Raw genomic sequence first — 19,760 nt, 5'->3', positions numbered from 1 at the left:
CCCGGCAGGCTCACACCTCGTGGTAGAAGCCGACGTTGACGCTGCGCGGGGCGGTGCGGTCGCGGATGACGATCTCGCCGTTGCCGCCCCGGGGCAGCGTCACGGAGCCGCCGTAGACCAGCGGCTGCGCGTAGGCCCCGGCCACCAGTTGCACCTCGGACGAGGGATCGGGCTGCGAGCCCTGGAGCCAGGTCACCTGCCAGACACCCTCGGGTCCGCACAGGAACTCCAGGTGCACCCGGGAGACGAACAGCCAGTCGTCGGGGGTCGCGAGCCGGCACACGGACTTGTCCCGGCCCACGCGCAGCACGGTGCCCGGGTCACTGGGCGCGTCGGCCATCTGCATACCGGCCGTGGCACCCTCCTCCGCCGCGGTGACGACGGCCATGGTGAGTTCGAGCACGTGCGCTCCTCCTGGAAGGTCCTTGCGCGGCAACCACGTCGGCTCGCCGCCGCCGCATGATAAATCGCCCGGCACGGCGCTGTCCGGCGCAAGGCACGCAAGACCGGCCTGCCGCCCGACTTCGGGCGGCAGGCCGGTCGTACGCATGGACGACGCGTCAGCTGTGCAGCAGCCGCTCCGTCAGCTCGCGGTAGTCCCGCAGCGCCAGCCGGAGTTGCTCGGTGTCGCCGGCGCTCGCGGCCTTGTTCTGACCGGTGTCGCCGGGCTGCCAGGAGTTGCGCAGGGTGCGCCGACGCTGCTTCACGGCATCGGCGAACCGGGTGGCGACCTCCTCCAGCACGTGGTCGGCCTCCTCGACGGCGGACCGGGGTTCGTCCACGAACCCGGCGACGGCGTGCTGGAGCCGCGTGCTGAGCTTGTCGCACTCGTCGTGCGGCAGCAGCCGGGCTTCGTGACCGGCGTGGCCGTCATGGCCGTCGTGACCGTCATGACCGCTGTGGACCTTGCGGCCGTCGCGGCCTTCGAGACCCGAGAGCCCGCCCGCACCGGTCCCGGTACCGGTCCCGACACCGCCGACGGCGTCGGCGGAACCGGTGTCCCGCCCCCGCTCGGTCTCGCGGCCGAAACCGGACGTCTTGTCACGGCCGGCGGTGGACTCACCGCCGAAGCCGCCCTCGTCACCGACGCCCGGCCCACGCCGCTCGGTGCCGGTCGTGCCCGCCGGACGGCTCTCCTGGTCCAGATCCGGCGCCTCGGTCCCGGTGGGCGTCACCAGGGGGCTGCGCGTACCCGCGGGGTCGTTGCCCGTGCCCCTGCCGGTCCGGCCCTCACCCCGGGCGCCCTCGGCCCCCGGCCTGCTGGTGGCATCCGTCATGTCGCTCAACTCCCCTTCGCGTGACGCCTGTTGAATGCCCACGGCAGATGTCCCCGGCTGTCTTCGCGACCGTCGCGGGGCTGACCGGCGCGCACGTGGGACTCGCCGGTGGGTGTACGGGACTCCTCACGGCTCCGCGACGGGCCGACGAGGTCCTCGAAGAGGGCCCGTGCCTCGACCATGGCGGAGCGCAAGTCCTCCGTGTCCGTCCGGCCGTCGCCGTCCTGCCGGGCGTTCGTGCGGGCACCGGCCACCGCGTGCACCCGCCGGTAGCCGTGCACGTGGTCCGCGTGGTGCACGGACAGCGCGTTGAACTGCTCCTCGTACTGCCCGCCGTCCGGGAAGCCCCGGGCCTTGGCGAGCTCGGCGAGCAGCCGGTCCGCCTCGACGACGGCCTCCCGGGGGGAGTCGACGAAGCGTTCCTGGGCGGCCGTCCAGCGGTCCTCGTACCGCTGACGCTCCGCCGGTTCGAGTGGCTGCTGGCGCAGCGATCCATGCCGCTCCACGCGTTCGGCGAGTTCGCGCTCGGCGGCCTTCTCGTCCCCGTCGTGCCGGGCCACGGCCCGGTCGTATTCGGGCCCGAAGCGTCGCTTCAGGCCCCGGCCGTGCTGCGAGCCCCGGCCACGCAGGGTCAGGACGGCCGCCACGACGAGGACGGCCGCCACGATCACGATCAGAGCGATGATCAGGCCTGTTGACATGTCTGCCGGGTTGCCCTGAACGTTTTGTTCAAACCGTCTCCGTATATGTGTACGCGACAATCAGGCCATGACCTGGACCATCACTCCGGAACATCCCGGCACCCCGACGGCCGCGGCCCTCTGGCGCGCCTATTACACCGAGGTCAGCGACCGCTACTACCTCCTCCACGAGAACCGCAGGACGGACCCGGCGGAGCTGGAGCGGGAGGTGGCGAGGCACACGGGCGGCGAACTGACGCCTCCGACAGGCCTGTTGCTCGTGGCCAGATATGAGGGGCAGCCGGCCGGTACCGCGGGCCTACGGCTGCGTCCCGACGGGAGCGCCGAGCTCACCAGGGTCTATCTGCACCGGGACATGCGCGGCAAGGGCGGCGCGGCTCGCCTGGTCGAGGCGGCGGAGTCCGCGGCCAGGACCCTGGGTGCCACCCGCGTGATCCTGGAGACCCGCAAGGACCTGACCGAGGCCCTGACCCTGTACGCGAGGCTCGGCTACGAGGAGATCGAGCCGTACAGCGACGACATCTACGCGGACCACACCCTGGGCAAGACGCTGTAGCGAACCCGCCCGGCAACCACACCGGCACCCCCGGACGCACCCGTCACAGCCGTGCCGCGGGCGGTCCCTCATGCGGCTGTTCCCGGTCCGAGCCGCACAGTTCCTCGTTCAGGTCCTTCACCAACTGGGCGAGGTCGGTGGGGCGGTCGGGGCCCCACCAGTCGCCCAGGAGCTCGCCCAGGGACTCCTCACGGGCCGACGCGAGGCGCGTGGCGACCTGTCGGCCCGGCTCGGTGAGCGTGAGGTCGAGGCCCTGCCGGGAGCCCAGGCCGCGTTCCTCCACCTGCCGGGCCGCCTCGACGATCACGCCCAGCGGGACGGACGTGCGCTCGGCGAGCAGCGCCGGCTCCACCCACCCGTACCTCCGCATCCGCAGCACCAGCCAGCTCGCCGCGGGCAGCAGGTCGTACCCGGCCCGCGCGGTGATCTCCCGGTAGACCTCCCGCCGCCCCTCGCGGGTCCCGAGCACCGACAGTGCCCGGCACACCTCGTCGTACGAGGACCGCTCCACCGGGTTGCTGGCCAGTGTCTCCGTGACGTCGGGTGCCGTGACCGACCCCCGCAGCCGGTCCTCCTTGAGGAACCACGCGAGCACGAATCCGACGAACGCCACGGGCGCCGCGTAGAGGAACACATCGGTGATCGAGGAGGCGTACGCGTGCAGCGCCTCGGGCCGCAGGGAGCCCGGCAGGTCGGCGAGCCCCCGGGAGTCGGCCTCGATCCCCGACACCGAGACCCCGGGCGGCAGTCGGGACCCCTGCAGGGCCGCGGCGAGCTTGTCCCCGAGCCGGTTCGCGAAGACCGTACCGAAGATGGCGACGCCGAAGGACGCCCCGATGGACCGGAAGAAGGTCGCGCCGGACGTGGCGACGCCGAGATCCTCGTACGAGACGGCGTTCTGCACGATCAGCACCAGCACCTGCATGACCAGCCCGAGCCCCAGCCCGAACACACAGAAGTAGACGCTCATCACCCAGGTGGAACTGCTCTCGTCGAGCCGGTGCAGAAGCAGCAGCCCCAGTGTGGTGACCGCGGTCCCGGCCACCGGGAACACCTTCCAGCGCCCGGTACGGCTGACGATCTGCCCGGACAGGGTCGAGGAGAACAGCAGCCCGAACACCATGGGCAGCATGTGCACACCGGACATGGTCGGCGAGACGCCCTGCACCACCTGCAGGAAGGTGGGCAGATAGGTCATGGCCCCGAACATCGCGAACCCGACGATGAAGCTGATGACGGCGGACAGCGCGAAGGTCCGCACCCGGAACAGCTTCAGCGGCAGCACGGGCTCGGCGGCCCGCCGTTCGACCGCCACGAAGGCGACGGCCAGCAGCGCCCCCAGCACCGCGAGCCCGACGATCTGGGGCGAGCCCCATCCCCAGGTGTTGCCGCCCAGCGAGGCGACCAGGACCAGGCAGGTGGCGACGGCGGCGATCAGGAAGGTCCCCAGGTAGTCGATGACGTGCTTCGTCGACTTGCGGGGAATCCGCAGCACCACGGCGATCACGGCCAGCGCGACCACGCCCACCGGAAGGTTGACGTAGAACACCCACCGCCAGCTCAGATGCTCGGTGAACAGCCCGCCCAGCAAGGGTCCGAGCACACTCGTCGCCCCGAACACCGCTCCGAACAGCCCCTGGTAGCGCCCCCGCTCGCGCGGCGGGACGAGGTCGCCGACGATCGCCATCGACAGCACCATCAGCCCGCCGCCGCCGAGCCCCTGCAGGGCCCGGAAGGCGATCAGCTGGGTCATGTCCTGGGACATGCCGCACAGGGCGGAGCCGATCAGGAAGATCACGATCGCGGTCTGGAACAGCCGCTTGCGCCCGTACTGGTCGCCGAGCTTGCCCCACAGCGGTGTCGCCGCCGTGGAGGCCAGCAGATACGCGGTCACCACCCAGGACAGGTGCTCCATGCCGCCGAGGTCGCTGACGATGGTGGGCAGCGCGGTGGACACGATCGTCTGGTCCAGCGCGGCGAGCAGCATGCCGAGCAGCAGGGCCCCGATCGAGACGAGGACGTTGCCGGACACGTGATGATCCCGCGCGTCTCGCACATCCTCCGTCATACCGTCCGCGTCCGCGGCCATGAAGACCTCCCGAGGCTCTCGTTACCCCTACATCGTGGTCGGTCTGTCCGCTTACGGCCTGTCGAGTCCCATTGGAAGCCGATATTCCGGGGGCTTCCGAAAGTCGGCTGTGGAGGGGTTCTGCATAATCTCTGGAGTTTGTGAGGGGAGGGACGAACACATGGCGGAGCCGAACGGTCATCTGTGCCCGGAGTGCGGGGCGCCGAGGGGGGCGGACAACACCCCGTCCTGCGGGTGCACCCGGCGCGCGTCGGACGCGCTGCGGGACGCGCGCACGGCGGAGGCGGCCGCGGCGGAGGATTTCGATCCGCTGCGCATACGGCCGTACGTGGAGCTGGACGACGAGACGGCACCGGTGCCGAGGGTGCCCGCGCCGGACGCCACGATGCCGCTGCGCGTACCGGCACCGCCGCCGGCCACCCCGAGCCCCACCGATCTGAGCCTGTTCGAGGCGGAGCGGGACTCCCCCGCACACGGCTCGACCGCGGACGGGCACCCGCGCCGCACCCGGCGCCGTACCGTGCTGCTCGCCTCCGCCGGGGCGGTGGTGGCCGTGGTCGCCGCGGCCGGCCTCGCCAGTGGGCTGTTCGCGTACGAGCCGCCGTCGCGGGACGAGGCGGCACCGCAGGACGTACGGCCGGCGGTACCGGACGCGACGACGACCGCCGCGTCGGCACCCCCGTCCACGGCCACGGCGTCCTTACGGCCGTCCTCCGCGCCGCCGTCCGCCTCGGCGAGCGCGAGCCCGTCGCTCTCCCCGTCCCCGTCGGCGTCCAGCGCCTCCCCCAGCCCGTCCCGGTCGGCCGAGCCCTCGGTGACCCCGACGGCGTCCGCCGCGACGAATCCGGCGGCCGGGTCCGACGCGGCGCGTGAGGGGACCCCGCCGGTGCTGCGCCGGGGGTCCGAGGGGGCGGAGGTGGTCGAGCTCGAACTGCGGCTCACCCAGGTCGGGCTGTACACGCGCAAGGCGGCCGGCCACTACAACGAGGGCGTCGAGGACGCCGTCGCCACGTATCAGTGGCAGCGGGGGATCCAGGTGGCGGAGCACGGGGTGTACGACCTGGTCACCCGCGAGCGGCTGGAGTCGGAGACCAGGCAGCCGTAAGACGAGCGGGCGAGCGCGGACGCGCCCGCCCCTGAAGGCTCTCAGCCCACGTGGAGCCGGAGCGTGCCGTCGGTCCGTGCTTCCACCCGCACCCGCGTCAGGTCCGGCACCACCACGTCCGGGCCGTGCAGACCGGCCCTCGGGCCGACCCCCACCACACGCATCCCCGCCGCCTTCCCGGCCGCGATCCCCGCCCCGGAATCCTCGAAGACCACACACTCCACCGGCGCCACTCCTCCGCGGTGACGCAACGCCCGCCCTGAAGGCTCTCAGCCCACGTGGAGCCGGAGCGTGCCGTCGGTCCGTGCTTCCACCCGCACCCGCGTCAGGTCCGGCACCACCACGTCCGGGCCGTGCAGACCGGCCCTCGGGCCGACCCCCACCACACGCATCCCCGCCGCCTTCCCGGCCGCGATCCCCGCCCCGGAATCCTCGAAGACCACGCACTCCACCGGCGCCACTCCCAGTTCCGCCGCCCCCTTGAGGAACCCCTCGGGGTCCGGCTTGCTGGCGCCGACCGACTCCGCGGTGACGCGGACGTCGGGCAGTTCCAGCCCCGCGGCCGCCATCCGGGCCGTGGACAGCGGCACGTCGGCCGAGGTCACCAGTGCGTGCGGCAGGCCCCGCAGGGAGGCCAGGAACTCCTGGGCCCCCGGTATCGCCACCACCCCGTCCATGTCCGCGGTCTCCTCCGCGAGCATGCGCGCGTTGTCCGCGAGGTTCTGTTCCATGGGTCGGCCGGGCAGCAGGACCGCCATCGACGCGTGCCCCTGGCGGCCGTGGACGACCTTCATGACCTCGTCGCCGTCCAGCCCGTGGTGTTCGGCCCAGCGGCGCCAGATGCGCTCCACGACGGCGTCGGAGTTGACGAGGGTGCCGTCCATGTCGAGCAGGAGGGCACGGGCGGTGAGCACGGTGGGGGCGGCGGTGGCCGGCATCGGCAGCTCCAGGACGTGGGACGCGGGGCTGCGGAGGTGTCTCCCCCGCACCCCCCGGAGGGACAAGGCGGCCCCGCCCGCCGGTCAGGGAAAACGAGCGGAGGCCACTTTGTTTCTCCACGGTACAAAATCGGGCCGGTTCCCGCCACCACCCCCAGGAGACCGCCCGGAACAGTTCACCCGCCGTTCAGCTCAGCCGGCCACGGCCTCCCACAGGCTCCACAGCCCGAGTCCGAGCATCAGCAGCGCCGCGATCTTGGTGATGAGCTTCAGCGGGACCCGCTTCATCAGGGCCTTTCCGCCGACGATGCCGAGACCGGCCACCGCCCACAGCGCGAGCACCGCGCCGAGACCGACGGACAGCGGGTCGTCGTACCGGGCCGCCAGGTTCGCCGTCATGATCTGGGTCAGGTCCCCGAACTCGGCGACCAGGATGAGCATGAACCCGGCCCCGGCGACTTTCCAGAAGGACTGGTCCTGCGGGTTGCGGATCTCCTCGTCGCCGTCGTCCTTCTTCAGCAGCAGCACGGCCGCGCCGCCGAGGAAGAGCACGCCCGTCACCGCCTGCACGATCTGCTGCGGCAGCAGGGTCAGCACACTGCCGGCCGCGACGGCGAGCGCGACATGCAGCGCGAACGCGGCGGCGACGCCGGCGAACACATAGGAGGCGCGGTAGCGGGTGCCGAGGACGAGGCCGGCGAGCGCGGTCTTGTCGGGGAGTTCGGCGAGGAAGACGACGCCGAAGACGACGGCCGTCACGGTGAAGCTGATCAAGGGTCCTCAATCGGTCGGGGCCGCCCCACCGAGAGTGTTCCTGCGAAACGACGCCTCGGCACGGCAGCACACAGTCAGTGCACTACTGGCCGAAGGTCTCGCTGGCCGATCCCTGAAGACCTGCCTCCGGGCGCCGGCTCAGACGAGCTGAGCAGTATGTCGACGGTCCGGCGAAGAGCTACTCCCCTTCAACACCGTCCATCGTACGTGATCGTTTCGCCGTAAACCTTGTCGTGTCATGTACACGTCACTAACTTCTCACCGTACGCACATCTCCCCGCAACACGGAGCCGCGAGCATTCGAACGCTCGCGCTCCAACGCCCCCGCCCCCCCAAGGGAGTTCGCATGCCGAAGTTCTACGCGCGTCGACGGCTCAGCATACTCGGCGCGCTCACCGCGCTCATAGCCTCCGTCGCGGTCCTCAACGGCCCGACCGCCTCCGCCGCCCTCCCCACCCCGGTCAGCGCGGCCACCGCCCGCACCTACCTCGCCTCGCTCACCGTGGCGACCGAGAACCGCACCGGCTACGACCGGGACCTGTTCCCGACGTGGATCACCATCAGCGGCACCTGCAACACCCGTGAGTACATCCTCAAGCGGGACGGCACGAACGTCGTCACCGACTCCGCCTGCGCCTCCACCAGCGGCAGCTGGTACTCCCCCTACGACGGCGCCACCTGGACCGCCGCCTCCGACCTGGACATCGACCACCTGGTCCCGCTCGCCGAGGCCTGGGACTCCGGCGCGAGCGCCTGGACCACGGCCCGGCGCCAGTCCTTCGCCAACGACGTCACCCGCCCGCAGCTCCTCGCGGTCACCGACAACGTGAACCAGTCCAAGGGCGACCAGGACCCGGCCACCTGGATGCCGTCGCTCACCTCGTACCGCTGCACCTACGTCCGCGCCTGGGTCCAGGTGAAGTACTACTACGGCCTCTCCGTCGACTCCGCGGAGAAGAGCGCGCTCACGGGCTACCTCGCCAACTGCTGACGATTCCGTAACGGAACCTCCCCGCGGACCTCCGTCGTTCCGTACCGTACGGGGCGACGGAGGAGGATCACGTGACGGATCTGCGGGTCGGACCACTGCTCAGGTACGTCGACGGCTCGTCCGCGACCGTGTGGGTCGAGACGAGCCGCCCGTGCACCGCCGAGGTGCGCTGCTCGGACGGCACCGGTGGTGAGAGCCCCACCTTCCAGATCGCGGGCCACTACTACGCCCTGGTCCCGGTCGACGGCCTCACCCCGGGCACGGAGCGGTCGTACGAGGTGCTCCTGGACGGCACACCCGTGTGGCCGCCGCCGGACTCGCCGTTCCCGCCCTCGGTGATCCACACGCCCACCGAGGAGGCGTCCGTCCGCGTCGCGTTCGGCTCCTGCCGCTGGGCCGCTCCCCCGGAGGGCGAGAAGGACCCCGTCGGCCCCGACGCGCTGGACACCCTCGCGTCCCGCATCGCCGCCGACCCGGAGGGCGAGCGGCCGGACGTCCTGGTCCTCCTGGGCGACCAGGTCTACGCCGACGAGACCTCCCCGGCCACGCAGAGCTGGCTGGCCGCCCGCCGCGACCTGAGCGACCCGCCGGGCGACCAGGTGGCGGACTACGAGGAGTACACCCACCTCTACTACGAGTCCTGGCTCGACCCCGAGGTGCGCTGGCTGCTGTCCACCGTGCCCAGTTGCATGATCTTCGACGACCACGACGTCATCGACGACTGGAACACCTCCGCCGCCTGGGTCGAGGACATGCGCGCCCTCGCCTGGTGGCGGGAGCGGCTGCTGAGCGGGCTGATGTCGTACTGGGTCTACCAGCACCTCGGCAACCTCGCCCCGGCCGAGCTCGCCGCCGACCCGCTCTACGCCGCCGTACGGCGGTCCCCCGACGGCACCGACGAGTTGCGCGCCTTCGCCTGCCGGGCCGAGGCCGACGCGGCCTCGGTGCGCTGGAGTTACCGGCGCGACTTCGGCCGGGTGCGGCTGCTCATGGTGGACTCCCGCGCGGCCCGCGTCCTGGACGAGCAGAACCGCTCGATGCTGGACCGCGGCGAGGCGGAGTGGCTGCGCGAACAGGCCCTCGCGGACCGCTCCTCCTACGACCACCTCCTGATCGGCACCTCGCTGCCCTGGCTGCTGCCGCATCTGGTGCACGACGCCGAGGCGTGGGACGCCGCGCTGTGCAGGGGGGAGCGCGGGGCGCGCTGGGCCCGGTTCGGGGAGAACCTGCGGCGCAAGGCGGATCTGGAGCACTGGGCGGCGTTCCCCGACTCCTTCACGGAACTGGCGGATCTGATCGCCGAGGTGGGCTCGGGTCCCGAGGCGCCGGCAACGGTGCTGGTGCTGTCCGGGGACGTGCACCACGCGTACGTGGCCGAGCCGAAGTGGCGCACCGGCGGACCGGACGCCCGCGTCCTCCAGCTCACCTGCTCCCCCGTCCACAACTCCGTTCCCGGCTACATGCGGTTCGGCTTCCGCTTCGGCTGGAGCGCGACGGCGCGGGCGCTCGGGCGGGGTCTCTCCCGGCACGGACGCTGTGCGCGGCCGCCGGTCTCCTGGCGGCACACCGGCGGCCCCTGGTTCGGCAACCAGCTCATGACCCTGACGCTGAGCGGGCGTTCGGCGCGGCTGCGGCTGGACCACGCCCGGGAGTCGGGCGAGGGCGGGGCCAAACTGGTGACGATCTCGGAGTCCGAACTCACCGGCGGAAGCGGACGCGAGGCGTCCCGGCTGGCCAGGCACGACACCTGATACACCGTCAACCCCGCTGGATTCGGACACACTTTCGGTCGCCGATGAGAAGCGTGGGAGCGGTTCCACGTGCGACTGCGGGTGCAACGGAAGGGGTAGGAGGGGCGTACCGATGGCCAAATGTTGAACTAGCAAGCATAAAAGAGGGGCCCCTAACGTGGAGGGCCGACTCGGTCCCATCCCCCTGGGGCGACCCCCTGTGGGACCGACCCGACCGAAGGAGTCCCCCACATGACCGGACGCCTGAACAGCGCCCAGCCATACGCCCTCGGCCTGTACCGCATCGTCGTCGGCCTGCTCTTCCTCTGTCACGGCGCCGCCTCGCTCTTCGGTGTCCTCGGCGGTGCCGCGGGCACCGGCGGCACCCTTGAGGCGGGCAGCTGGCCCGGCTGGTACGCGGCCGTGATCCAGCTCGTCTGCGGCAGCCTCGTGCTGCTGGGCCTCGGCACCCGCGGCGCCGCGTTCCTCGCCGCGGGATCCATGGCGTACGCGTACTTCAAGGTGCACCAGCCGACGGCCCTGTGGCCCATGGAGAACGGAGGCGAGGCCGCGGCGATGTTCAGCTGGGCCTTCCTGCTGCTGGTCTTCACCGGGTCCGGGGCGTTCGGCCTGGACCGGCTGTTCGCGAAGCGCTCGACGGAGGAACGGAAGCCGGCGGCCGAGCCGGTGGCCGTCTGAGGCGATCGCCTACGGTGCCCTCCCCCGCGTCCGTGGGGGAGGGCACCGGCGCGGCAGCCGGGTGAACATGCCGCGCGCATCTCATGAGCCCCCCGTGAATCTCCTGTCACGGCTCAGGCGTACGCTGTATGGCTGTCTACGGGGGAATCACGGGGAGTCGCGGTGTTGGAGAGTCTGGGGTCGGTGACCGGCAGTCCATGGATCTACGCCATGGTCGCGCTGTCGGTGCTCCTCGACGTGTTCGTGCCGTTGCTGCCCAGCGGGGTGCTGGTCATCACGGCCGCGACGGCCGCGGCGGCGGGCAGTGCGGCGACCGGACAGGTCCCGGACGTGATGGCCCTGATCCTCTGCGCGACGACCGCCTCCGTGCTGGGCGACCTGGCGGCCTACCGCCTCGCCTTCCGGGGCGGGGCACGCCTCGACCGCGCGATCGCCCGCTCGCGTCGCCTCACCACCGCGCAGGAACGTCTCGGCGAGGCGCTCTCCGCGGGCGGCGGGGCCCTGGTGGTCCTCGCCCGCTTCGCCCCCGCCGGCCGCTCGGTGGTCTCCCTCCTGGCCGGCACCGCCCACCGCCGAGCCCGTGACTTCCTCCCCTGGTCCGCCCTCGCGGGTCTCTCCTGGGCGGCCTACAGCGTGGCCCTCGGCTACTTCGGCGCGCACTGGCTGGGGGCGACCTGGCTGGCGACGGCGGTGTCCGTGGCGGCCCTGTTCGGCGCGGGCGCGGCAGCGGCCTACGTGATGCGCCCCCGCCCGTCCCCGGCAGAAGCGAGCTGACGACGTCTTGCCGGACCCGGCGGGGCCGCACCTCGACACGACCCCGTCGCAGCACGTAGGCCCACCCGAAGCGGAACCCGCCAGCCGACGGCAGAACGACCGCCGACCACAGACCGTGGCCCCGGGCAGCTCCCACTGCGGCGACACCCGCCCGGTGACAACCGCGTCGACGGCGACTCCCGCGCACCGCACACCGCACACCGCACACCGCACACCGGCCAAACGGGACCACGCCCCACCCGGCAACCACACGACCGGCCTCGACCGCGGGCCGGCGGCCCCCCGCGCACCAGCACGCCCGCCACCCCCGCAAACCCGAGCACGGCCCACCCGGCACCACACGACCCGCCTCGACCACAGACCGGCGGAACCTCGCAGCGACACAATCCCGCAGCCCCAGGCAGACCCCGCTACGGCGACACCCGCCCGGTGACGACACGGTCGGCCAGGGACCGGCGCCCGTCCGCCAAACCGAAACAGGGCCCACCCGGCAACCACACGACCGGCCTCGACCGCGGGCCGGCGGCCCCCCCGCGCACCAGCACGCCCGCCACCCCCGCAAACCCGAGCACGGCCCACCCAGCACCACACGACCCGCCTCGACCACAGACCGGCGGAACCTCGCAGCGACACAATCCCGCAGCCCCAGGCAGACCCCGCTACGGCGACACCCGCCCGGCAACGACACCGTCGGCCGCGGCCCCGCACAACGGCACGGCCCCGTGGCCCCGCGCACCCACAGCGGTGTCCGGTCGGTGGGCGAGGGTGGGCCTCGGTTGCGAGCGTGGCGGAGGCGCGCAGCTGACCTGCTCTTCGCAGTGGGCGCCGGTCTCGGGTCAGCTCGCCTCGCGGCGGGTCGCTCCTCTGACTTCCAGGCCCGCCAGCAGCTCCGCCGTCGCCTCCGCGATCACCTCCACCGCCCGTTCGAAGACCTCGCGGTTGTGGGCGGCGGGGGCCCGGAAGCCGGACACCTTGCGCACGTACTGGAGCGCGGCGGCCCTGATCTCGTCCTCCGTCGCCTCCTCGGGCAACACGGGCGGTCGAAGCGTCTTGATACTGCGGCACATACCGACAGTGTCCCTCCCCGGGCGGATCGGCGCTTCCGTCCGCCCGTAGCCAATGCCATGATCTCGCCGAGGCGGCCACCGACCCCGGGGCCGACCGACGAGAGGAACAACCCGACATGGCGCACGACTCCGCGCACCACAGACGCACCGTGGCCGTCCTGGGCCCGGGCGGCACCGGCGGCCTCCTCGCCGCCCTCCTGGCCCGCGCCGGACACCGGGTGATCTGCCTGGCCGGCGACGACACGGCGGACACCCTGCGCATGGCCGGCATCCGGGTCCGCAGCGGCACCTTCGGCGACTTCACGACTCCCGTCGAGGCCGACACCGAGCTGCGCGAACCGGTCGACGCCTGCGTGATCGCCGTCAAGCACACCTCCCTGCACTCGGCCCTCGACCGCGTCCCGCCCACCGCCCTCGGCGACGGCCTGGTCGTCCCCCTCCTGAACGGCGTCGAGCACCCGGCGACCCTGCGCACCCGCTACCGCCCGGACCGGGTCGCCCCCGCGGTGATCCGCGTCGAGTCGACGAGGGTCGCGCCGGGCGTCATCGAGCACGGCAGCCCCTTCGCCGAGCTCGACCTGACCGGCGACGACGTCCCCCGCGAGCGCCTGGACGCCCTGGCCTCGGTGCTGGCCGCGGCCGGCCCCATGACCCGCGTCCTGGACGACGAGACGGCCACCCTGTGGGCGAAGATGTCCTTCCTCGCCCCCTTCGCCCTCCTCACCACCCTGCACGCCCTCCCCCTCGGCGAGGTACGCACCCGTCACCGCGAGGAGCTGACCGCACTGGTCGAGGAGACCGCCGCGGTCAGCGCGGCCTGCGGCGGCCCCGCCGACCCCGCCCAGGCCCTCGCCCGCTACGACGCCTTCCCGCCCGCGACGAAGTCCTCGATGCAGCGCGACGCGGAAGCGGGCCGCCCGCTCGAACTGGACGCCATCGGCGGGGCGTTGCTGCGCGCGGCGGACCGGCACGGGGTGAAGGTCCCCGTCGCGACCCGGGTGGTACGGGAGGTGGCGGACGCCCGCCGCTGACGGCCCGCCCGACCCGTCACCACCCCTGGCGGCGCGCGCCCTCAGCCGTCGTCCCCGCCGGTCAGGTCGAACCGCCAGTCGTTCGACGTGATCCAGTGCCCCTTCGGATACTCGAACCCGGCCTGTCCGAGCAGCGTGAAACCCGCCCGGCGGCAGACGCCGTTCGACGCGGTGTGCTCCACGCTCGGGAACGCGTGCAGATACCGGTGTCCGCCGGCGGCCCGTGCCTCCACCACGACGGCGCGGGCCGCCGCCGCGGCCAGTCCCCGCCCCTGGAACTCCGGCAGGATCCCCCAACCGGTCTCCCATATCGGCGCGTCCCGCCACGACCGCTCCCAGAACCCCACCGAGCCGACGGTCTCCCCGCCGTCCGCGAGCGTGACGCGGTACATCCGCCCCGACGACAGACCGACGTACCGTCGGTGCCGGGCGGCGAGTTTCTCCCCGCTCTCCGGCCCGCCCAGGTGGGCGGTCATCTCGGGGCTGTTGGTCCGCTCCAGCAGCCAGAGGTCGCCCTCCGCCCAGGGCACCAGCCGCACCTGCTCCGTATCCATGCCGACCACCGTAGGCGCCGGGTCTGACAACGCCCCCGGCCTGCGGATTTGCCGAACCGGCAACAGCGCTCGCCCCACACCGTCGCCGCCCCGCATGATCGTCGTAACCCGCGATCCGTAACCGTACGGAGGACACATGCCGCAGCTCACCCACCGTCTGGTCCCCGGTCCCGCCGGCCGGATCCACCTCGTGGAACAGGGCACCGGACCCCTCGTCCTGCTGGTGCACGGCTTCCCGGAGTCCTGGTACTCGTGGCGCCACCAGCTGCCGCTGCTGGCCGCGGCCGGGTACCGCGCGGTCGCGGTGGACGTGCGCGGATACGGCCGTTCCTCGAAGCCGGAGGCGGTGGCGGCGTACCGGATGACCGAGCTGGTGGCGGACAACGCGGCCGTGGTGGAGGCGCTCGGCGAGCGTTCCGCGGTGGTCGTCGGGCACGACTGGGGCGCGACGATCGCCGCGCACTCGGCGCTGCTGAGGCCGGACGTCTTCCACGCGGTCGCCCTGCTGAGCGTGCCGTACACCCCGCCCGGCGGCCCCCGCCCCAGCGAGGTCTTCGCCGGGATCGGCGGGGAGGAGGAGTTCTACGTCTCCTACTTCCAGGAGCCCGGCCGGGCCGAGCGGGAGATCGAACCGGACGTACGCGGCTGGCTGGCCGGCTTCTACGCCGCGCTCTCGGCCGACACGATGCCCACGGCCGACGCCCGCCTCCCGGCCGCCGACCCGCACTTCGTCGCACCCGGGGGACAGCTGCGCGACCGCTTCCCCGTCGGCCGTCTCCCGGCCTGGCTCACCGAGGACGATCTCGACGTCTACGCCGGGGAGTTCGAACGCACCGGACTGACCGGTGCCCTGAACCGCTACCGCGCGATGGACCTGGACTGGAAGGACCTGGCCGCCCACGCGGGCGCGCCGATCGACCGGCCCTCGCTCTTCCTGGGCGGCACCCTGGACGCCTCCACCACCTGGCTGTCCGACGCGATCGACGCCTTTCCCACCACGCTGCCCGGTCTGCACGCCGCCCACCTGCTCGACGGCTGCGGCCACTGGATCCAGCAGGAACGCCCCGAGGCGGTCGGCCGTCACCTGACCGACTGGCTGGGAGCGGTCGTGAGCGGGCGGTAGCGCACGTTCACCGCGGCGGTGCGGTCGCCGTCGTCGAGGCGTTCGAGGTGGACGGGAGCGCCGCCGGGGTGGTCGAACAGCCGGATGCCGTCGCCGAGCAGGACGGGCACGATGTGCAGGTCGATCTCGTCGATCAGTCCGCGTTCGAGGAGCTGCCGGCCGATCGTGGGCGAGAAGACCTCCACGTTCTTGCCGCCGGCCGCCTCCACGGCGATCCGGACGGCCTCGGCGACGTCACAGCTCAGGAAGGTCACCCCGGCGGCGGGCGGCGCGTCCTCGGGATGGTGGGTGAGGACGAACAGCGGCCCCTGCCAGGCGCCGCCGTAGACGGCACCGGCGTCGGGGAAGGCGTCCCAGCCGTCACGGCCGCCCAGCACGGCCCCGGTCGTCGCGGCGTACTCCTCGACCAGGCCGGGCCGGAACGAGAACCCCGTCATCCAGTCCATCGTGTGCCCGGGACCGGCCACGAACCCGTCCAACGACATCGTGAAGTGCCAGAGCACCTTGCCCGCGGCGGTCTGCGGTGCCGTCTCCGCGCCGGAAGTCGCGTGCGTGCGCGTCGACACGGGGTGAGGTGTCTCCATGGCTGTTCCTCTCTCAAGGTGCTCCTCGCCCTCCTTGAGACCGGCCCCGCGCGCGAAAGTCATCGCAGAGCCGCCGACTCGCGGTCCTGGCGCTCTGCCGGCCGGTCGAGACGCGCGGCGACGGCCATGACGGCGACGGCGGTGAGCACCATGCCCGCGCCGACGTAGAGCGGTGCGGTGTAGCCGAGCCCCATCGTGAGGGCGAGGCCGCCGGCCCAGGCACCCAGGGCGTTGCCGACGTTGGACGCGGACACGTTGGCGCCGGCGGCCAGCGCGGCGCCGCGCGCGTGGTCGGTGACGCGGGTGATCATGCCGGGCACACCGGCGAACCCGAACACCCCCATCAGGAACACCAGCACCACCGACGCGGTGGCGCTCTCGGCGAGCAGCCCGAACACGGCCAGGGTGACGGTGAGACCGGACAGGGCGAGGAGCAGCGTACGGTCGCGGTCGTGGTCGGCGGCCCGTCCGCCGACCAGGTTCCCGACGACCAGGCCGACGCCGTACACCATGAGCAGCCAGGCGACGTCCGCCGCGGAGAAGCCGCCGACCTCGGTGAACGTGTAGGCGAGGTAGCTGAACGCGCCGAACATCCCGCCGTAGCCGAGCGCGGTGGCCACCAGGGTGAGCCAGACCTGCCCGGACCGGAACGCGCCGAGCTGGGCGCGCAGGCCCGCGGGGGGCGCCGGTCCTGTCGTCGGTGTCCTCCCGGCACGGCCCGGCACGCACGCGATGATGCCCGCGAGCGCGAGCAGGCCGACCGCGGTGACCGCCCAGAACGCGGCCCGCCAGCCCCAGCGCTCCCCCACCAGCGCGCCGAACGGCACGCCGAGCACGTTCGCGACCGTCAGCCCGGCGAACATCACGGCCACCGCGCGGGACTTGCGCTGCGGCGCGACCAGGCTGCGTGCGACCAGGGAGCCGATGCCGAAGAACGAGCCGTGGCACAGGGCCGCGACGATCCGCCCGAGCAGCATCACCGGGTAGTCCGGCGCGATCGCGGACAGCAGGTTGCCGAGGACGAACAGGACCACCAGGCCGACCAGAACCTGTTTGCGGGGCAGCCGCGCGGTCGCCGCGGTCAGGACGATCGCGCCGACGGCGACGCTCAACGCGTATCCGGAGATCAGCCGGCCGGCGGCCGCCTCGGACACCGCGAAACTCGACGCCACCTGCGGGAGCAGGCCCGCGATCAGGAACTCGGTCAGCCCGATGCCGAACCCCCCGACCGCCAGCGCGACGAGCCCGCTCGGCATCCGTCGCCTCTCAACCGCCGGGCTGTGCACGACAATCCTCAAGATCCGCGTCCATGAACCGACCCTCGCCTCCCGGCCACGGTCCGGTCCATGGACAAAGCACCGATGACGCTTGGACGAAAGCGGGGCCGATGTTCACGATCGAGGAACGGGACCGTCTGCGGGAGCGGTTGCTCGCCCGCGCCGAAGCCGACGACCACGTCGTGGGCGCCGCCTTCACCGGCTCGCTCGCCGCCGGTGAGGGCGACCGCTGGTCGGACACCGACCTGGTCCTGGCCGTGCGCGGCGATCTCCCGCAGACGCTGGAGCGGTGGACCGGCCGGCTCTACGACGATCTCGGCGCGCGGCACCACTGGGACCTGCGCGTCGGCGCGGCCGTCGTCCGCGTGTTCCTTCTGCCGGACTGGCTGGAGATCGACCTGACGTTCGCCCCGGAGGCCGAGTTCGGCCCGCGGGGCCCGCGATGGCGGACGGTCTTCGGCCGGCCGCGCCCCCTCGAACCCTTCCCCGCCCCGGACGGCGACACCCTGGTCGGCCTCCTGTGGCATCACGCCCTCCACGCACGCGTGTGCCTGGAGCGCGCCCGCTGGTGGCAGGCAGAGCACTGGATCAGCGCCCTGCGCGACCACGTGATCACCCTGGCCTGTCTGCGGCTCGGCCACCCGGCCGCGTACGCGAAGGGCGCCCATCTCCTGCCCGGCGACCTCTCGACGGCACTGGAGCCGACGCTCGTCCGCTCGCTCACCGCCACGGAACTCCGGCGCGCTCTGGACGCCACCATCGGCGTGGTCACCGCCGAGCTCCACCGCTCCCGCCCCGAACTGGCCCTCCGCCTCGCCCCGATGCTCGACGAGCTGGTGAACACGGCACCGGGCAAAAGTTGTTGAGACGGCGGCGTCGGTGGACAAGGCTCCGGGGCATGGAATTCTTCTGTTACCACCGTGACCGGCCCGGCTCCCTGCCGCTGCGTGAGGAGTTGACGGAGGCGCACTGGTCCTACATGGACGGGTTCGCGGACGAACTGATCGCCCGTGGGCCGACGTTCGCCGACGACGGGGAGACACCGACCGGCAGTGTGCACATCGTCGATCTGCCCGACCCCGCCGCGGCCCGCGCGTTCGCGTTCGACGAGCCCAACTACCAGGCCGGCGCGTACCGGGACGTGCTGCTGCGCCGCTGGCGCAACCTGCTGAGCCGCACCATGTGGGACTTCCCCGGCGGGCGGACCGGCGGCGACCGGTACCTGGTGCTCGGTCTCGGCACGGGGGAGGCCGTCGATCTGTCCGTACCGCCGGACAAGGACGACCTGATCGCGTACGGCCCCCTGCTCTCGGACGACGCCACCGCCTGGCTGGGGACGGCGGCCCTGGTGCGTGCCCCGGACCCGGACCGGGCCCGGGCCGTGCTGACCGCGGGGCGGTACGCGGACGTGGAGGTCCACGCGTGGGAGTTCGGCGGACGGCGCTGACAACCCGGTTCTCGGGGCAACCGCACAGGGACCAGCCGCCTGAGCAAGGAGCGTCCACGCCATGGGTACCGCCGTCAGCGTCCCGCAGACCCGGGACATGATCGGGGACGAGCTCTCCGGAGACGAGGCGTTCACCGCCCTGCGCCACTACGGCGGACTGCGGCTGCTCGCCGACTCCTTCGCGCGGTTCCGTTACGCCGACGGCTTCACCAACGCGCGGGCCCTCGCCTTCCAGGTGGTCCTCGGACTCGTGCCGTGCACCGTGGCGCTGGTGGGACTCGCGACCTCGGTGCACACCGAGGGCGTGGGCCGGATCATCGAGCTCACGCTCGGCCGGATCGTGCCGGGCGCGAGCGCCGACATCGTGAAGGACGCCTTCGACGGCACCCGGCGCACCGCGCACGGCAGCGTCTGGAGCACGCTCGCCCTGTGGCTCGGTCTGGGCTTCGCCCTGCTGAACCTCGCCTCGGCCATGGGGCAGATCGAACGCGGCGCGAACCGCATCTACGGCATCGAGCGCGACCGTCCCTTCCCGCGCAAGTACGCGCGCGGGATCGTGCTCGCGCTCGCCGCCGGTCTGCCCCTGGTGCTGGGGTTCGTCGTGCTGGTCGCCGGCGAGGCCGTGGGCGACGCGGTGGCCGAGTCCGCGGGCCGGGAGGGCGGGGGACCGCGCTGGTGGGGCGTGCTGGACCTGCCTGTGGGGCTCGCGCTGGCCTGGGTGGCCTCCGCCGTGATCTTCCGCTGGTCGCCGCGCCGTGTGCAGCCCGGTTACACCTGGCTGGCCTTCGGCTCGGCCGTGCATCTGCTGCTGTGGGTGTCGGCCACCTGGCTGCTCGCGCTGTACGTCGAGGAGAGCGGTGCCTTCGGCGCCGTGTACGGGCCGCTCACGGCCTTCATCGCCCTGCTGCTGTGGGCGAACCTCACCGCCGTGGCACTGTTCCTCGGCATCGCGTTCGCCGCCCAGCTGGAGGCGGCCCGCGCCGGCATCGAGTCGGCCGTGCACCCGGACCCCGGCCCGGGTGTGTGAGGCCGGGGCGCGCCGG

At 72.7% G+C, this 19,760-nt stretch carries 22 protein-coding genes; 11 read left to right on the top strand and 11 right to left on the bottom strand.

All coding sequences use genetic code 11. The features are described 5' to 3' along the window. Window positions 1-10: 10 nt before the first annotated feature. The 3 genes from AQI94_RS04140 to AQI94_RS04130 form a co-directional block, all read right to left on the bottom strand. A complete protein-coding gene (locus tag AQI94_RS04140; protein WP_020116060.1) occupies window positions 11-403 on the bottom strand; it encodes a hypothetical protein in 393 nt (130 codons plus the stop codon). 157 nt (window positions 404-560) lie between these two features. Next, entirely contained in the window at window positions 561-1,277 is a 717-nt protein-coding gene (locus AQI94_RS04135) for a hypothetical protein (RefSeq protein WP_031042588.1), read from the bottom strand. 5 nt (window positions 1,278-1,282) lie between these two features. Continuing rightward, the gene (locus tag AQI94_RS04130) at window positions 1,283-1,978 is read right to left on the bottom strand and encodes a hypothetical protein (protein WP_031042592.1); all 696 of its coding nucleotides are present in this window, start codon (window positions 1,976-1,978) and stop codon (window positions 1,283-1,285) included. Between the two features lie 67 nt (window positions 1,979-2,045). On the opposite strand from AQI94_RS04130, the gene AQI94_RS04125 reads away from it, so the two are divergent. Continuing rightward, on the top strand, window positions 2,046-2,534 hold the full coding sequence (locus AQI94_RS04125; RefSeq protein ID WP_031042595.1) for a GNAT family N-acetyltransferase: 489 nt from the start codon (window positions 2,046-2,048) through the stop codon (window positions 2,532-2,534). Window positions 2,535-2,577: 43 nt separating this feature from the next. On the opposite strand, the gene AQI94_RS04120 is transcribed toward AQI94_RS04125, so the two are convergent. Further along, complete coding sequence (locus AQI94_RS04120; protein ID WP_031042597.1) at window positions 2,578-4,623, bottom strand: MDR family MFS transporter; 2,046 nt, start codon at window positions 4,621-4,623, stop codon at window positions 2,578-2,580. A gap of 160 nt (window positions 4,624-4,783) precedes the next feature. On the opposite strand from AQI94_RS04120, the gene AQI94_RS04115 reads away from it, so the two are divergent. Then, window positions 4,784-5,728, top strand: a complete 945-nt coding sequence (locus tag AQI94_RS04115) for a peptidoglycan-binding domain-containing protein (RefSeq protein WP_031042602.1) — start codon at window positions 4,784-4,786, stop codon at window positions 5,726-5,728. 41 nt (window positions 5,729-5,769) lie between these two features. Here the strand turns inward: AQI94_RS04115 and AQI94_RS04110 are convergent, their stop codons facing one another. The 3 genes from AQI94_RS04110 to AQI94_RS04100 all read right to left on the bottom strand — a co-directional run bounded on the left by AQI94_RS04110 (window position 5,770) and on the right by AQI94_RS04100 (window position 7,440). Beyond that, a complete protein-coding gene (locus AQI94_RS04110) occupies window positions 5,770-5,952 on the bottom strand; it encodes an HAD-IA family hydrolase (RefSeq protein WP_062229583.1) in 183 nt (60 codons plus the stop codon). 45 nt (window positions 5,953-5,997) lie between these two features. Beyond that, window positions 5,998-6,666, bottom strand: coding sequence for an HAD-IA family hydrolase (locus tag AQI94_RS04105; protein ID WP_031042604.1), 669 nt, complete (start codon window positions 6,664-6,666; stop codon window positions 5,998-6,000). A gap of 192 nt (window positions 6,667-6,858) precedes the next feature. Beyond that, window positions 6,859-7,440, bottom strand: coding sequence for a TMEM165/GDT1 family protein (locus tag AQI94_RS04100; protein ID WP_031042607.1), 582 nt, complete (start codon window positions 7,438-7,440; stop codon window positions 6,859-6,861). Between the two features lie 346 nt (window positions 7,441-7,786). Here AQI94_RS04100 and AQI94_RS04095 point away from each other — a divergent pair, with 346 nt between their 5' ends. The 4 genes from AQI94_RS04095 to AQI94_RS04080 all read left to right on the top strand — a co-directional run bounded on the left by AQI94_RS04095 (window position 7,787) and on the right by AQI94_RS04080 (window position 11,634). Then, window positions 7,787-8,431, top strand: a complete 645-nt coding sequence (locus tag AQI94_RS04095) for an HNH endonuclease family protein (protein WP_031042609.1) — start codon at window positions 7,787-7,789, stop codon at window positions 8,429-8,431. Between the two features lie 71 nt (window positions 8,432-8,502). Further along, the gene (locus AQI94_RS04090) at window positions 8,503-10,182 is read left to right on the top strand and encodes an alkaline phosphatase D family protein (protein ID WP_031042612.1); all 1,680 of its coding nucleotides are present in this window, start codon (window positions 8,503-8,505) and stop codon (window positions 10,180-10,182) included. Window positions 10,183-10,413: 231 nt separating this feature from the next. After that, a complete protein-coding gene (locus AQI94_RS04085; RefSeq protein ID WP_031042614.1) occupies window positions 10,414-10,860 on the top strand; it encodes a DoxX family protein in 447 nt (148 codons plus the stop codon). Between the two features lie 210 nt (window positions 10,861-11,070). Next, entirely contained in the window at window positions 11,071-11,634 is a 564-nt protein-coding gene (locus AQI94_RS04080; RefSeq protein WP_107064233.1) for a DedA family protein, read from the top strand. 836 nt (window positions 11,635-12,470) lie between these two features. Here the strand turns inward: AQI94_RS04080 and AQI94_RS04075 are convergent. Continuing rightward, entirely contained in the window at window positions 12,471-12,701 is a 231-nt protein-coding gene (locus AQI94_RS04075) for a DUF2277 domain-containing protein (protein WP_031058899.1), read from the bottom strand. 116 nt (window positions 12,702-12,817) lie between these two features. Between AQI94_RS04075 and AQI94_RS04070 the strand changes: the two genes are divergently transcribed. After that, complete coding sequence (locus AQI94_RS04070; protein ID WP_031058902.1) at window positions 12,818-13,732, top strand: ketopantoate reductase family protein; 915 nt, start codon at window positions 12,818-12,820, stop codon at window positions 13,730-13,732. 41 nt (window positions 13,733-13,773) lie between these two features. Here AQI94_RS04070 and AQI94_RS04065 read toward each other — a convergent pair whose 3' ends face one another. Beyond that, complete coding sequence (locus AQI94_RS04065) at window positions 13,774-14,286, bottom strand: GNAT family N-acetyltransferase (protein ID WP_031058905.1); 513 nt, start codon at window positions 14,284-14,286, stop codon at window positions 13,774-13,776. Window positions 14,287-14,422: 136 nt separating this feature from the next. On the opposite strand from AQI94_RS04065, the gene AQI94_RS04060 reads away from it, so the two are divergent. After that, a complete protein-coding gene (locus AQI94_RS04060) occupies window positions 14,423-15,409 on the top strand; it encodes an alpha/beta fold hydrolase (protein ID WP_031058907.1) in 987 nt (328 codons plus the stop codon). On the opposite strand, the gene AQI94_RS04055 is transcribed toward AQI94_RS04060, so the two are convergent. Both AQI94_RS04055 and AQI94_RS04050 read right to left on the bottom strand, forming a co-directional pair. Next, complete coding sequence (locus AQI94_RS04055; RefSeq protein ID WP_051832931.1) at window positions 15,367-15,993, bottom strand: dihydrofolate reductase family protein; 627 nt, start codon at window positions 15,991-15,993, stop codon at window positions 15,367-15,369. The genes AQI94_RS04060 and AQI94_RS04055 overlap by 43 nt on opposite strands. A 59-nt stretch (window positions 15,994-16,052) precedes the next feature. Next, window positions 16,053-17,249, bottom strand: a complete 1,197-nt coding sequence (locus AQI94_RS04050) for an MFS transporter (RefSeq protein ID WP_031058910.1) — start codon at window positions 17,247-17,249, stop codon at window positions 16,053-16,055. Between the two features lie 131 nt (window positions 17,250-17,380). Between AQI94_RS04050 and AQI94_RS04045 the strand changes: the two genes are divergently transcribed. The 3 genes from AQI94_RS04045 (at window position 17,381) to AQI94_RS04035 (ending at window position 19,744) form a co-directional block, all read left to right on the top strand. Then, the gene (locus tag AQI94_RS04045) at window positions 17,381-18,136 is read left to right on the top strand and encodes a hypothetical protein (protein WP_031058915.1); all 756 of its coding nucleotides are present in this window, start codon (window positions 17,381-17,383) and stop codon (window positions 18,134-18,136) included. A gap of 32 nt (window positions 18,137-18,168) precedes the next feature. Continuing rightward, the gene (locus tag AQI94_RS04040) at window positions 18,169-18,717 is read left to right on the top strand and encodes a YciI family protein (RefSeq protein WP_031058918.1); all 549 of its coding nucleotides are present in this window, start codon (window positions 18,169-18,171) and stop codon (window positions 18,715-18,717) included. Between the two features lie 61 nt (window positions 18,718-18,778). Further along, complete coding sequence (locus tag AQI94_RS04035; RefSeq protein ID WP_031058920.1) at window positions 18,779-19,744, top strand: YihY/virulence factor BrkB family protein; 966 nt, start codon at window positions 18,779-18,781, stop codon at window positions 19,742-19,744. Window positions 19,745-19,760: the final 16 nt, after the last annotated feature.

Source organism: Streptomyces pseudovenezuelae (assembly GCF_001513955.1).
GTDB classification, from domain to species: Bacteria; Actinomycetota; Actinomycetes; order Streptomycetales; family Streptomycetaceae; genus Streptomyces; species Streptomyces pseudovenezuelae.
Note: the sequence above shows the minus strand (reverse complement) of the source record. Positions and strands in the feature narration are given on the sequence as shown.